The sequence below is a fragment of the Leptolyngbya sp. Cla-17 genome, assembly GCF_016807185.1.
In the GTDB taxonomy this organism is placed as follows: Bacteria; Cyanobacteriota; Cyanobacteriia; order Leptolyngbyales; family Leptolyngbyaceae; genus ULC077BIN1.
Genome location: NZ_JAEVYN010000002.1, coordinates 631,126 through 645,172, shown reverse-complemented (window position 1 = coordinate 645,172; position 14,047 = coordinate 631,126). Strand labels below are relative to the sequence as shown.

Here is a 14,047-nt window from a genome sequence, read left to right as displayed (position 1 = left end):
AACGGGCTTATTAGATCTCAGTTGTCCAAAAATACACACTCAACAAATTCTAAATTATTTTCCTAAGTAAGCTTTGAGGGCATTTTTATATTTATTCGTTAATCTCTTGGAAACTAAACCACCCTGCTGAATCTGTTTCAGAATAGCTACCGAACAATATCCTTTTGGAATAGGACTACCAGCAGTAATCAATCCCGCTAGTTCAGTAGCATTCATCTCACGAGCAAATCGATAAGCTATTACCGACTCTCGCACTATAAAACTTGGCACATCTGAACCTGGTAAGAGAACACAGGTAATTTCAGAGCTAGGTTTGCGGCTAGTAACGTTAACAAATAGATAGTCGCTTTCAGAGGTTTGTGCAATGGCGATATAAAGATGCTGAGCGTTTGGAGGCGTATCCAACAAAAAGGCATCTCCCAAATTAATGGTGATGCTAGTCATTCAAAACTCCATCTAGGTATGCCTCCCGGATGGCTTCTTGCTGGATTTCACTTATTTCATCGTCGCTCTTACCCACATTTTTCAGAATATCCTCTACCGCAATCGGAATAGCTGAACCATGAGGATCTTGCCATTCTGGAAGATCATGAGTCCACTCAGCAACCAGAAAAGGATCAAGATGTCCAAAAGCTTGATAAACCTGTTGAATGATTTCCTCCTCCTCTTCACAAAGATCTGCCTCCCCTGGATCCTTTAACAGGGAAACATGATGCTCATTGCGAGGAGAAATGAACTTAGACCAGAGAGGTAAGGCGTTATCAATGGGCTTCCCCTTAATCAGGTCATAAACACCACTGAGGACGGGACCATAATCCATAGATACATAATGATCACCAGTAATCGGTTGCTCCATGCGCTCCAACGCAATACGGTCAGCTATGTAAAGCATCTTAAGTATGCCTAAATATTTCATAGGCTTACCGTGTAGCTTTAAGAGCACCGCTGCGGCTTCAACAGCTTTCTCTGGATGAAACCGAAATTGGATTGGCATAAGCCTTCTGGACGTGTGTTGTTACATTAGTACAACTTCATTGTAAACCCTCATGATTTGTCAGTCATTAGTGCTTTGACAAAGCATTACAGAAGTCCGAGGTTCTGAGGTCTAACTATTGAATATACGGAAAATTTCCGTATATATCTCTGGTTTAGGTGGCTATCCCAAAGATTTCAGTGTAGTTTCAACACGATCGCCCTAAGAAAGTACCATGCCGTGATGCTAACCCTTATTCCCGTTCTTTTAGGGATCAATGCCTAGTCACTTCAATAATTCTTTACTCGATTGATTTTTTAGAGAACAGGCGATCGCGGCGTTCTGCGCTTCATAATGAGAGGAGGTCTTTACAGTTCTTCATCATGGCGCGTGATCTTCGAGGGTTTATTCAGCAGCTTGAGCAACGGGGACAGTTGCGGCGGATTCAGGCATTGGTTGATCCAGAGCTAGAAATTGCTGAAATTGCGAATCGGTTGCTGCAAGGGGGTGGTCCAGCGCTGTTGTTTGAAAACGTCAAAGGGTCAGCCTATCCCGTGGCGATTAATCTGATGGGCACCGTGGAGCGGGTGTGCATGGCAATGAACATGGACAAACCCGAAGAACTGGAAACACTGGGTAAAAAATTGGCGTTGCTCTATCAACCGCGCCCGCCGAAGAAGATTTCTCAAGCGGTGGAACTGGGCAAGGCGCTATTTGATGTGATTCGGGCGAAACCCGATCGCGACTTGTTTCCGCAGTGTCATCAGGTGGTGCTGAAAGATGACGCGGTAGATCTGACGAAACTGCCACTGCTGCGAGTCTATCCCGGTGATGCAGATAAGGTGGTGACCTTGGGCTTGATGATCACCAAAGACCCAGAGACAAAGATTCCGAATGTGGGCGTGTATCGCTTGCAGTTGCAGTCTAAAAATACGATGACGGTGCAGTGGCTCTCAGTGCGAGGTCCAACGCGCCATTTGCGAAAAGCGGCGGAGATGGGTAAAAAGCTGGAAGTGGCGATCGCCTTGGGAGTCGATCCACTCATCATCATGGCGGCGGCAACTCCTTTACCGATAGACCTGTCGGAATGGCTATTTGCCGGAATTTATGGTGGTGCTGGCGTACATCTTGCCAAGTGCAAAACCGTGGATTTGGAAGTGCCTGCGGATTCTGAATTTGTGCTAGAAGGAACGATTACGCCGGGTGAAACAGGAGTAGATGGACCTGCTGGTGATCACATGGGATACTACGGCGGCGTGAATGAAAAGGCTCCGCTGCTACATTTTCACTGCATGACTCACCGCAAAGATCCGATTTACCTGACGACGTTCAGCGGTCGTCCACCGAAGGAAGATGCAATGATGGCGATCGCCCTCAATCGTGTCTACACACCTATCCTGCGGCAGCAAGTACCCGAAATCATCGACTTCTTCTTGCCGATGGAGGGGTTGTCTTATAAAGTTGCAGTGATTTCAATTGAGAAAACCTATCCCGGTCAAGCTCGTCGCGCTGCCCTGGCATTTTGGAGCGCGTTGCCTCAGTTTAACTACACCAAATTTGTGATCGTTGTAGATAAGGACATCAACATCCGCGATCCGCGTCAGGTCGTCTGGGCAATCACGTCAAAAGTCGATCCGGCACGCGATGTGTTTATTCTGCCTAATAATCCGTTTGACTCCCTCGATTTTGCCACCGAAAAACCTGGCTTGGGTAGCCGTATGGGAATTGATGCAACGACGAAGGTGTATCCCGAAAGCGATCGCCCCTGGAGTGAGACCCTTAAACCTAATCCTGACACTGCTGCTTTGTGCGATCGCCGCTGGGCAGAATATGGCTTGGCAGATCTGAAGCTGGATGAAGTGAACCCCAACCTGTTTGGCTACGATATGAAGTAGTTCTTTAGCTTAATGTCCACCCAAATTCGCGATCGTGGTTTGACTATTCCCCAAGTCAGCGGCGTTTTCTCGCCCTAACTCTTCCGCGTGAACGCCATCTTTTGCGGGATGTTCAACAATCACATCGCCTTCTTGGTCATCTTTATCGAAAACTGGATCTTCCTTCACAGCCTTTTTCAACTCACTGGGGTTAGGAGTATTAAACGGAATGTCGTTGGATTGGTTGCTCATTATCCGTACCTATATTTCTAGTTTCCACACTTTTCAGTGTCAAAGGTTTGACTAGGACGCACGTCATTCCAGAGATAGATCTCGTTTGGTCAATGGGGCGATCGCGTATTCTCTTACGGGTTCATCCTTTAGATGAATGTTTCTGCAACGAGCCTTGAATTAGAGAAGCTAGTCAGGCCTATCAATGCGCCTAACTAGCTTCTAATTTTTAAGCTCAGCCCTGTTACTTTCAATCTGCTTCACTCTCATTAAAGCAAAAAAAGAAAAAGGGTGATCCGCAATCGTTGGAACCTGTAATTACAAGCTCCAGCTATTTCCAAAGAAAGCCGATACGTCCTAGTTTTTACCAGTTTGCGCGTCTATAGGCACATTTGACCCAGGCTTTGGTGGCTCCGGTTTGGCGGCTGAAACGGTGGCAGTGATGGCGACACTTTTCACACCACCAATTTCCATTGCTAATGGTTCGATTTTTTGCAGTTGCGCTTCGTTGACCACTGAGCCACTGACAGTGACTGCTCCATCCTCAGCGTCGATCGCCAGCGCACTCGCAGGTAGATTGGCTTCCAATTTCGAGCGTATCTGAGATTCGAGAGTGCCATCAGTCTTCACACTCTTGTCACCCGCTATATTATTTCGCTGTTCATTTGCTCGAACATCAGCATTCAGCTGCTTCCGGCGCATCTCACTGGTCGCATCATCCTGGTTGGTCTGAGCAGTTGACTTCTCCACAGTTTCCGTAGCTGCGTCAGTTGAGTTCGGGGCCTCGCTGCTGGTCTTCGCAACATCACTACAGGCGGCAACACTTAAGACTAGAAGACTGTTTAGTAAAAAAAAGGCTGGTTTATTCATTGCTTTATCGTTTGGTTGAGTGCTAATTGAATTGGAGAGCATGAAGAATAGGTAGCAGAGCTGTAGTACAACTTTGCTACCTTGGAGTAAGGTTTAGGCGCGATCTGTACGGATGTCATTTGGTCTGGTTTCCACGACAGGTTGCCCTTGGGTATCAATCTTCAGTTCTTCTCGGCGTAGTGTTTCTTCCGCATTAACGGTTTCTCGATCAACCTCTTTACGGACCTTAATTTCTTCCCGCACAAAGGCTTCTTTCTGAAAGTCAGGCGATTCTTCGTAAACTTCCATCCGGACTGCTTGGCTGTCCTGAAAGGCATCAGTACCGGGAGTCACAGGAGTGCCATCGCCCGTGGAATGCCGTTCAATTACAACACGCTCTTTCTCGATCGGCACTGAGGCACGAACCGTTTCGGTTTCAACCCGCTTGCCGATCGCAACTTCGCCCGTTTTTTCACGGTCTTTATCTACCACTAGACGCTCTTCATACAACTTCACTGAGTCGTTATTAGTGCCAGGGTGTTCTAAAACGGAGGGAGTAGTTGCTGAAGTAGAAACAGGTGAGATAGGGTGAGCCGACTCATTGTCTGACTGACCAATCTGCCGCTCTTCAAATTTTCTAACGGCTTGTGCAGTTGTGCCAGCGGAAGAAACTGTAGCGGCAGGCATTACGGACGCGGACGAGCGATCACCCGAAGCGGCTTTAGTCCCAGGAATGTCGTAGACTCCCCATTCTTCAATCCCGCGATGATTCAAAATGGCTTCAGATCGAGCAATCTCAGCATCGCTGCCGTCCACCATTACCAGATATTCACCTGCCGATACGCGATCGTTGTAGACCTTAGCCCGCTCTTCAGGAATACCCAGCCCAATCAAGCCGCCCAGCAAACTACCAGCAGCAGCTCCGATCGCGCCACCTGCCGCCGTAGTTGCCAACGCGGTTGCAGCCGCACCTGCCAGCATGATTGGACCAATACCAGGAATCGCCAAGGCTCCAATGCCGACTAATAGTCCCGTCAAACCGCCTAAAGCACCACCAGATAGGGCACCCACTTTCACACCATCATCGGACTTGTTGTCGGCAGTATCACGCACACCAGCTCCGGCAATAGTTTCATTGTGGGCTGAGTCTTGAGCGACCACAGACACCCGATCCATCGGAAAACCAGAATCTCTAAGTTCGTGGAGCGCATGTTCCGCCGCGTTACGATTTGGGAAAGTACCAATCGCTCGTCGATGGTGATTGGTAGTAATTGAGTTTGGCTGATTTAACGACATTTGCGCTCCTTGCAAAATTTGATGCGTGCTACAGGATTCATTTCTAACCGTGTAACTCCATTAACTTCCTATCCATCGATGAATTAGTCATCCCTGAGACGCAAATCGCTTAAATCGTTGGGATGAAAGACAGATCAGCAAAGATTGAAGCCGTTATTAAATGGGCGTTGCAGAGATTAGACCTGTAGAATCTGATGAAACAATCGAGTCTCTGTGACGCAAATCATGCCTGCTGTAAATTTGTCAGCCCAACTCTTAGAATTGGCAGACCCTTTGTTGCGAGTCATGATGATGGCATTTGTTGCGATCGCTGCTGCCAGAGTTTAGGGTGTCTCAACCACTGTACGAACAAATTTTGCAAACGGTAGATGAATAGCAATTCATCATTGAACCAATCAACGTAACAATTTAACGGGCGATCGCGGAAGCTACCGACTATTACGAGCCAGTGCTGTATCCACTGCCTGCTGCTGATCTCGGCGGGTCATCCACTGATGATAGGTGCGTGTGTGAACGCCAACTGAGTGACCCATCATCCGGGCGGCAACCGTATCTGGCAAGCCGATATGGATGGTTCGCACTGCCCAGGCATGGCGCAAATCATAGGGTGAGAAGGGCAAATTATAGCGACGAAACTGGACGCTCACCAGTTGTCCAACTCGCTGAAGTGTCGTTTTCGTTAAATCGGTTTGAACCAACGGCAGAGTCCCTGCTCGAAGATTGAATCGCTCAATCCATTCTGGGTGAAAGGGCCACACCTCGTGCATTCCAGTTTTGGTCGTGCTGAGAACCTGAATAGTTGGTTCTGATTCACTTTGCAGAGCAGAGTAGTCACTGAAAAAAACTTCGTGGTTCCGCAAGCCGTAGGTTGCCATGATGCCATAGACGAACTGCCAACTTGGATTGGGAATCGCTGCCCAAGTTTGTAGGATCAGTTCATCGGGGGGCAATTCGCGCACCTGAGTTCGGGTAGTGCCATAGCTGCCCCAGTAGGTTTTCAGATTTTCTGGCAAATCAAGCTGAATAAATGTGGCAAATGCTGTGAGCGCAGTACAGCAGACTTGCCGACTGCGGCTGTTGACTTCGGTGGTGCGAACCGTGGCGTAAATGGCTTCTACTAGGCTAAGACTAGGATTCGATTCGGCGATCGCTTCTAGTTTTCGCAGGTAGGGGGCGTAAGCAAATTCCCAGGTCGTTTGGGTTGAGGTGGGATTGCTTGCTCGCTTGGGTTCATCTTTAAATTGACGTTCAAACGCGCGGATTTGCTGCGTTAGCCCTAGCTGATCTAATCGCCCCCAGCCTGCGCCATTCACATAGTTTCGCCAATCAAAGCGGTTTTCAATCAGTTGCCCTGCGATCACTTTCACTTCCTGCTCGGCTTGTTTTAATCCGGCAGCCGTGGCGGGAAACCCTAAACTCAGCCGCTGTTGGTGGGGTTTCAGGCGATCGCTCCCTGGACGAGGTGGCAAGGTTCCCCGCAGCCCCAGCTTTTGTCCACGGCATTCAATTTGTAACCCCAATTGGGCAAGCTTTAGCCGCTGATTGATTTGAGCAATTTTGGTATCGATTGATGAATCCATTGCGATCAGGAGTCAATTCTCTTAATTAAAAACGAGCGCCACAAAGGCTTCAAACCTCACAGAAACGATTTTAGCCATTCTTAGCTGCAAAAACTTGACAGGTACGGCGGTTCAGCATTAGGTCTTCAAACTACATTGAATCTTCATCTAATTCTTGGGTGCAGCGTATGCCCAGTGTAAGTAGGAGTTTTCATTTCAACAGTCAATGTAGCTTTCCTCTTCTGCTACCTTCAACGTATCAAGGGTGCTCATTTAGGGCTCTAAATCAGGAGGAGCCAACTCCGGATGAGATGCCCAGACCATTCGCCGCAGTTTGGGCAACTGGCGGGCATAAAAGATTGCTACCACGACACAGATAATGCCATTTATGGCTACAGTAGTGGGCGCTCCAATGAAACTCACGAGGGTGCCTTGAAACAAATTTCCAAACGAGATCATGCCGAGGAACGACATAATATAAATGCTCATCACCCGTCCTCGCATCTCATCGTGAACGAGCGTTTGAATGATGGTATTACTAGAGGCAGTTTGCAAGAGTGAGCCGAAGCCCATGATCGCAAGTAACACAGCCGAGAGCCAAACCGATCGCGATCCAGCAAAAGCGATCATGCCCACTCCGGAAATGATTGGGGCGATCGCCACCAACTGCCCTAATCCTCGCACCTCTCGACGCAGACTAAGTTGAACAGCAGCAATCAGCGAACCTACTCCAGACGCAGCCATCAATATCCCTAGAGTATTGGCATCGCCATGTAGGATTTCATGGGAAAAGACCGGAATAATAACAACAAAATTAACGCCGAGAAAGCTCACCAGTCCAACCATAATCAGGAGAGAGCGAATGGGTGCAAAGCCGAAGGCATAAACAAATCCTTCCTTCAAATGTTGCACAATGGCAGCAAGCGTGAAAGGTGTTTGAGCAGAGCTTAATGTCTTGGGTTTGAGCCGCATGGCGGTCAGAGCCAGTAAAACGGCGATATAGCTAATCCCATCTAGCAGAAAGCAGTAACCTGCCCCCACCTTAGCGAGCAGCAAACCCCCGATCGCAGGACCGATTAACCTTGCCCCGTTGAAGATGGAAGAGTTGAGCGCGATCGCGTTAATCAGACTCTCTTTACGCTCCACAATCTCTGGTACAAAGGCTTGACGAGTCGGCGCATCAATTGCATTCACAATGCCTTGAAACAGGCTCAGAGCAATAATTTGCCAAATCTGAATCGCATCCGTCAACGTGAGGATTGCCAGCGCGAACGACTGAAGCATAGACAGGGTTTGCGTCACGAGCAAGATGCGTTGGTGGTTCCAGCGATCGCTCAATACTCCGCCAAAAGGAACCAGTATCAGATTGGGCACCTGACTCGCAAAGCCCACTACTCCCAGAAGCACGGATGATTGGGTCAGATGATACACCAGCCAAATCATTGCCACCATCGTGATCCAGGTGCCAATGAGAGAAAGTCCCTGACCCATAAAAAACAGTCGATAGTTTCTCGACTGAAAAGCTGGAAATGGAGGAATCTGTTTGATGGAATTCAAGAGTTATACGCCTTAAAGGCTTGATCATGCTTTAGCTACAACGGCGATCGCCTGCAAAGAGCAGAACCATTGAATATGGCCTGTAGGTTTAACCAAGCGCAATAGTAAATTTATATGCAGTGCCTTTAATGCACTCCATATCAAACACAGTTTGGTCTACCCCTTAAAATCCTTTGGTCAATGCTTTGAGAACAATATCCTTGAAATTTGACGACCACAGTCAGAGCGCCCATGGAGTACCAGATTCTCGCTTGCAGTTACAACAGTCTCAGTGGACTTCCTTAAATAGCCTTTGGAACTTCACTTATGGTGAAAGGCAGCATAGACGACCAGTGACATTTCGATGTAGGGTCAGCATATCGAAGTTCCCTTCGCTCCTGGATCTATCTGGAGTGGGATTCACCATATTGGGTTTCATTCCAACTGTTGGTATGAGCGAGAGTTTAATGCAGAAGCTAAAGTTGAGGACGTTAAACTCTTGATTAGACAAAGGCTAGAAAACCTGAAGGCGGGTTAGGGTTAACAGTAGCGTGAGTGCCAAAATTTAAGGATTCTGGGATATGTTAAATGGATGAATCATGTCAGAGAAATAAGATGGGTGCACTGCTTTAGAGATAGGGCGCTCGCGTCACTGAACCGGAACAGACGGTAATCGTCACCGAGTTTAACGGATTTTTCGTCACTTATCAGCATGGATGGCTAAGTCGTTTTAGGTTGCCAACTTCAGCAGACTTTCCACAAGTTCTGGCAATTCACTACAGCAAGGATTAGAGAAAGGAGCAAGCTGATCGCGTTGAATTTGCTCAGCAATTTTCCTAGCCCGTTGAATCGCTTGAGTCGTCAACAGCGAAAGAGGTTCAGGATAAAGGCAAGCAGCTTTCTCGTAATCAGAGACATGTTGTTTTAGTAGAGCCAGAGTTTTGATACGGTCAATCTGGGCAAGGTGGTCGCGAAAATGGATTAGATACCAAAACTCAAAGCAAGGATTGGTAATGGCAAGGTCAATCTTTTGACTTTTAGCTTTAGCAAGGGCACTGCGCCAATTATCAGGATTGTTTGCAATATGTTCATCGCCATCAAACACTGCCCAAGCGCGATCGCCCGTGATCCAAGCCTTGTCTACTTTCATATCTTGCCGCCCTGCGATCGCCGCTTCCACAATGCGAAGCGGGTCGGTTCCTAGATGGGGCAAGATTTTGATTTGCACTGTACTCAATCGCAGAGATTTGCGGATGCCCTCGAAGTAAGCAGGTTCAGTCTTGCTGCCTTCGCAAGCAATCAAGATTTTGTTCCGAATCTCGCGACTCGCTGGTTTCCGCTCAAACTTTCTTGCCACTATTCCAATATTTTGGAAGTCAACTCATCTTCAGAAGGCAAGATGGGAACAGCCCCAAACCGTCCATCTAAATAGGCTTTATCAATCGCTAAATCATTCCGAACTTTGAAATCTGTTAATGGATACAACTCTGTACTGTGATCAAGGCGTTTCTGCGTAAACCAAATCTGATCACGTCGCAGTAAGTTGTTCCTTTGTAGCGTATTATCATGACTTGTAAAAATAAGCTGAGCGTGGTTGGGGTTGCTTTTTTCACTTTGAAACATTTGGATTATAGCTCGTGTAATATTTGGGTGAATGTTTGCACTAATCTCATCCAAAATTAGTAAGCATCCCTTATCAAGGGCAAGTAAAAGCCTAAAAGCAAAGTTAAAGAGCCTTTGAGTTCCTAAAGACTCTTCCTTAAATAACCAACGAACTGCATTACCTTTTATTGATTCATGCACGGCATAAATATTGTTGATGCCATCTTCTATTTCATTGCTTTTTCTAACTTCGATTTCAACGATTCCTGTATCAAACTTTTTGATGATTTGAGTGATCCTTTTCAGAAAATCATGAGACATCCTTTCATCAGCCATAGCGGTCAACATAAAAGCTTGCTCAAACCCAAGAATATTTTGATTGGCATTGCTGAGACTAAACCTTAACCAGTTTTGCAAAGAGGTAATTACTTCTATGTTTAAAGAGCTTAATATGCTTAAAAATATCTCGCTATTTTCAAGATTTTTCCTCAATTGAAGATGAGAACCTTTAAAATCAGAGCCATGTTTCCAATCAAATTTATTGTCTTTATAATTCCAAACTCGTCGAAATAAACATCGACTTCTCTTTGTTGAAGCTAGCTCGTAGTCTAAGGTTTCTGAAAAAATCTGAGTTTGAGTGAGTGATAAGGAGTAAGTGTAAATAGCAAAATTGGCAACAAAGCGTAGTTTAAAGGTGGTTGGCTTTCCAATAGTAGAACTATCAAGATTAAAGGAAGTTATCTTAGCCCGTGTAAAGGTATGTAGCCTCTCATATGCATGACCAATATTTATAAGAGATATAAGACAATCAATCGCCTGAACTACATTACTTTTACCGGATGCATTAGCGCCAAAAATACCTAGAGTAGGCAAAACTTCAATATCCCAATTTCCTAGAGAATAGGTAGAAGCAATTTCATCATCAGATTTGACTCGCTTGCGTTTGCTGTTCTCATTGGATTGAACATGCCGTTGCTTTTGAGCGACTGCACTTAAAGTGACAGGCTCTTTAATGGAGCGATAGTTGGCAACGGTAAAGTCTAAAAGCATTTTGGCAGATTACGTAAAGCCGATTTTTGTGAGTTTTTCACACAAAAGACTACTTCATCCTACTTCAAAGTGTATTTGAACCTAAAAAAAATCCCAGCTTAAATATCTAGGTATAAAGAAGGGTGGGTATTTGCCCACCCTTTATTCGGTTACTGAGTGGTCACCACTTCGGATGGGAGACGTTGGAAGGAGAGGCGTTCGTTTTCGCCGACATCCACGAAGATAGTATCGCCGTTATGAAAATCGCCACGCAGGATGGCTTTGGCGATCGCGGTTTCTAATTCCTTCTGGATGGCACGCTTAAGCGGACGAGCGCCATACACGGGGTCGTAGCCAACTTCGGCAATAAAATCGATCGCCGCATCGGTGAGCTTCAGCGACATTTTGCGGTCTGTCAGACGTTTCTCCAAACGAATCGTTTGCAGTTTAACAATGTTGCGCAGTTCGCTCTTCTGCAATCCGTGGAAAATGATAAACTCATCCACCCGGTTGAGAAATTCAGGGCGGAATTGCGATCGCATCGCTTCAACTACACGGCTCCGCATTTCCTCATATCGGTCTTCATCACCTGCGACATCTAGAATGTACTGCGAGCCAATGTTGCTGGTCATGATAATGATGGTGTTTTTGAAATCTACCGTATGACCCTGGGCATCGGTAATCCGTCCGTCATCTAGCACTTGCAGCAAAATATTGAACACATCCGGGTGCGCTTTTTCAATTTCGTCAAACAGGATGACCGCATAGGGGCGGCGGCGGATCGCTTCGGTTAGTTGTCCACCTTCGTCATAGCCCACATAGCCGGGAGGAGCACCAATCAGACGCGAAACTGCGTGCTTTTCCATGTATTCGGACATATCAATCCGAACCATTGCCTCTTCTGTGTCGAATAGGTAAGCAGCCAGCGCTTTTGCCAGTTCAGTTTTGCCCACGCCCGTAGGCCCGAGGAAGATGAAGCTGGCGGTTGGGCGATTGGGATCGGCGAGTCCGGCACGCGATCGCTGAATGGCATCAGCAACCGCAGTCACGGCTTCCTCCTGACCAATCACTCGCTGATGCAATTCGTCTTCTAAGTGCAGCAATTTCTGCATTTCTGATTCCACCAGTTTACTGATCGGAATGCCCGTCCATTTGGAGATGATTTCGGCAATATCCGCCTCAGTGACTTCTTCCCGTAGCAGAGATGAGCCACTCTTCTGAGTTTGAGCGGTTTGAGTTTCTGCTGCTTGAAGTTGGCGATTTAGATCTGCGAGGGTGCCATATTTCAATTCAGCCGCTTTATTGAGGTCGTAATCACGCTCTGCCTGCTGAACTTCAAGATTGACCCGATCAATCGCTTCTTTTAACTCCTTGATCTGGTCTCTGCCGCTCTTTTCCGCTTGCCACTGCGCATTCAAACGACTCTGTTCTTCTTTGAGGTTTGCCAGTTCGCGATCTAATCGCTCTAACCGATCACCGGAAGCCAGATCGGTTTCCTTTGCCAAAGACAGCTTCTCCATTTCCATCTGGCGAACTTTGCGATCAATCTCATCCAGTTCTTCTGGCTTAGAGGTTTGTTCCATCTTCAGCTTAGCGGCGGCTTCGTCCATTAGATCGATCGCCTTGTCTGGCAGAAAGCGATCGCTGATATAGCGGGATGACAGCACCGCCGCTGCAATCAGAGCGCTATCCAAAATCACTACGTTGTGGTGCAGTTCGTAGCGGTCACGGAGTCCCCGCAGAATCGAAATCGTGTCTTCCACCGTCGGCTGATCGATAAACACTTGTTGGAATCGGCGTTCTAGGGCAGCATCTTTCTCAATATATTTGCGGTACTCATCCAAAGTGGTCGCACCAATACACCGCAGTTCGCCCCGTGCCAACATTGGCTTGAGCAAGTTGCCAGCATCCATTGCACCTTGAGTTGCACCTGCGCCTACAACGGTATGAATTTCGTCAATAAATAAGATGATAGTGCCTTGAGCTTCCGTCACTTCTTTGAGAACTGCCTTTAAGCGCTCCTCAAATTCACCTCGATATTTCGCACCCGCAATCAGAGAACCCATATCGAGGGCAATCAGTTTGCGATCAAGCAAGGATTCTGGAACGTCTCGGTTAATAATTCGCTGCGCCAATCCTTCGGCGATCGCAGTTTTGCCCACACCCGGCTCTCCAATCAGCACCGGGTTATTCTTAGTGCGACGGGAGAGGATCTGGATAGTGCGGCGGATTTCATCATCTCGCCCAATCACGGGATCAAGTTTGCCCTGTCTTGCCATTTCTGTCAGGTCGCGCCCATATTTCTCCAGGGATTCGTACTTGCCTTCAGGATTGCGGTCAGTCACTTTTTGGCTTCCTCGGATTTGATCAATCGCCTGCTTGAGTTTCGCTTCATCGAGTTTAAATTCTGTAAATAGCGCTTTGCCATAGCGATCGTCCTTGGTAAAACCCAGCAAAATATGCTCAATCGAAATCACTTCGTCGTCATACTGCTTGCGGTGACTGTCGGCGCGATCGAACAGAGCATCTAAACTGCGCCCCAAATAAACACTGCCGCCTACGCTCGAAATTTTAGGCTGTTTGCGGATAAAATCTTCCGTGCGATCGCGCACCTGGGCCACAGGCACATTCAGCTTGTTGAACACACTGTTGGCAAGCCCATCTTGCTCTAGCAGCGCTTTCATTAAATGTTCAGCCTCGATTTGCTGCTGCTGTGCTTGTTTGGCAATATCAGGTGTACGGGCGATCGCTTCCCACGCTTTTTCTGTAAATTGGTTGGGGTCGGTTGGTTGCATAAGTCCCCGTTAAATAGCAGTTTTTTTAGAATGACTATCTTTATTGTAAAGACACGAACGCGATCGCCCAGATCGGTCTTCACACCACCAGCACTGGTATTAACCCAGCAATAATTGGTTGCATATATTCCAGTTCACTAGCAGAAGGTATAAAGGCAATTACAAGGAAAAACGGCTGCAACTCAAACATCAAAACCTTGCCATTCCCAACAAATTAAAATCCCCTCAGACACGGCTGCCTAAGGGGATTTTCATCCACTGCCTTAATCAAAACTATAAGGTCGCACTCACATAATCAGCACA

11 protein-coding genes are annotated in these 14,047 nt (G+C 47.1%); 1 reads left to right on the top strand and 10 read right to left on the bottom strand.

Annotation, left to right across the window (positions count from 1 at the left end):
* Positions 1 to 54: 54 nt before the first annotated feature.
* Positions 55 to 444 (bottom strand): hypothetical protein, encoded by a 390-nt coding sequence (locus JOY44_RS14155; RefSeq protein WP_171574326.1) that lies wholly within the window; start codon positions 442 to 444, stop codon positions 55 to 57.
* Positions 437 to 994: a Panacea domain-containing protein gene (locus JOY44_RS14150; protein ID WP_171574325.1), complete on the bottom strand. Its 558-nt coding sequence runs from the start codon at positions 992 to 994 to the stop codon at positions 437 to 439. The genes JOY44_RS14155 and JOY44_RS14150 overlap by 8 nt, the downstream gene beginning before the upstream one ends.
* A gap of 362 nt (positions 995 to 1,356) precedes the next feature.
* Between JOY44_RS14150 and JOY44_RS14145 the strand changes: the two genes are divergently transcribed.
* Positions 1,357 to 2,868, top strand: coding sequence for a UbiD family decarboxylase (locus JOY44_RS14145; RefSeq protein WP_171574324.1), 1,512 nt, complete (start codon positions 1,357 to 1,359; stop codon positions 2,866 to 2,868).
* A gap of 9 nt (positions 2,869 to 2,877) precedes the next feature.
* Here JOY44_RS14145 and JOY44_RS14140 read toward each other — a convergent pair whose 3' ends face one another.
* The 8 genes from JOY44_RS14140 to clpB form a co-directional block, all read right to left on the bottom strand.
* Entirely contained in the window at positions 2,878 to 3,099 is a 222-nt protein-coding gene (locus tag JOY44_RS14140) for a hypothetical protein (RefSeq protein ID WP_171574323.1), read from the bottom strand.
* 336 nt (positions 3,100 to 3,435) lie between these two features.
* The gene (locus JOY44_RS14135; RefSeq protein WP_242541784.1) at positions 3,436 to 3,828 is read right to left on the bottom strand and encodes a BON domain-containing protein; all 393 of its coding nucleotides are present in this window, start codon (positions 3,826 to 3,828) and stop codon (positions 3,436 to 3,438) included.
* Between the two features lie 213 nt (positions 3,829 to 4,041).
* Positions 4,042 to 5,223, bottom strand: coding sequence for a YsnF/AvaK domain-containing protein (locus JOY44_RS31405; protein ID WP_197985351.1), 1,182 nt, complete (start codon positions 5,221 to 5,223; stop codon positions 4,042 to 4,044).
* Between the two features lie 428 nt (positions 5,224 to 5,651).
* Positions 5,652 to 6,803 (bottom strand): site-specific integrase, encoded by a 1,152-nt coding sequence (locus tag JOY44_RS14125; protein ID WP_171574321.1) that lies wholly within the window; start codon positions 6,801 to 6,803, stop codon positions 5,652 to 5,654.
* A 252-nt stretch (positions 6,804 to 7,055) separates the two neighbouring features.
* Positions 7,056 to 8,339 carry an MFS transporter gene (locus JOY44_RS14120; RefSeq protein WP_171574320.1) on the bottom strand — a complete coding sequence of 428 codons (1,284 nt, stop codon included), beginning with the start codon at positions 8,337 to 8,339 and terminating at the stop codon, positions 7,056 to 7,058.
* A 709-nt stretch (positions 8,340 to 9,048) separates the two neighbouring features.
* A complete protein-coding gene (locus tag JOY44_RS14115; protein ID WP_171574319.1) occupies positions 9,049 to 9,675 on the bottom strand; it encodes an RloB family protein in 627 nt (208 codons plus the stop codon).
* Positions 9,675 to 10,970, bottom strand: a complete 1,296-nt coding sequence (locus JOY44_RS14110; protein ID WP_171574318.1) for an AAA family ATPase — start codon at positions 10,968 to 10,970, stop codon at positions 9,675 to 9,677. Before JOY44_RS14110 ends, JOY44_RS14115 begins: the two co-directional genes overlap by 1 nt.
* A gap of 149 nt (positions 10,971 to 11,119) precedes the next feature.
* The gene (gene clpB / locus JOY44_RS14105; RefSeq protein ID WP_171574317.1) at positions 11,120 to 13,744 is read right to left on the bottom strand and encodes an ATP-dependent chaperone ClpB; all 2,625 of its coding nucleotides are present in this window, start codon (positions 13,742 to 13,744) and stop codon (positions 11,120 to 11,122) included.
* Positions 13,745 to 14,047: the final 303 nt, after the last annotated feature.

Excerpts from the sequence above, each read along its gene's own strand:
- JOY44_RS31405 (WP_197985351.1), bottom strand. The coding sequence starts at position 5,223 with ATGTCGTTAAATCAGCCAAACTCAATTACTACCAATCACCATCGACGA.
- JOY44_RS14145 (WP_171574324.1), top strand. The coding sequence starts at position 1,357 with ATGGCGCGTGATCTTCGAGGGTTTATTCAGCAGCTTGAGCAACGGGGA.
- JOY44_RS14140 (WP_171574323.1), bottom strand. The coding sequence starts at position 3,099 with ATGAGCAACCAATCCAACGACATTCCGTTTAATACTCCTAACCCCAGT.
- JOY44_RS14150 (WP_171574325.1), bottom strand. The coding sequence starts at position 994 with ATGCCAATCCAATTTCGGTTTCATCCAGAGAAAGCTGTTGAAGCCGCA.
- JOY44_RS14110 (WP_171574318.1), bottom strand. The coding sequence starts at position 10,970 with ATGCTTTTAGACTTTACCGTTGCCAACTATCGCTCCATTAAAGAGCCT.
- clpB (WP_171574317.1), bottom strand. The coding sequence starts at position 13,744 with ATGCAACCAACCGACCCCAACCAATTTACAGAAAAAGCGTGGGAAGCG.
- JOY44_RS14125 (WP_171574321.1), bottom strand. The coding sequence starts at position 6,803 with ATGGATTCATCAATCGATACCAAAATTGCTCAAATCAATCAGCGGCTA.
- JOY44_RS14155 (WP_171574326.1), bottom strand. The coding sequence starts at position 444 with ATGACTAGCATCACCATTAATTTGGGAGATGCCTTTTTGTTGGATACG.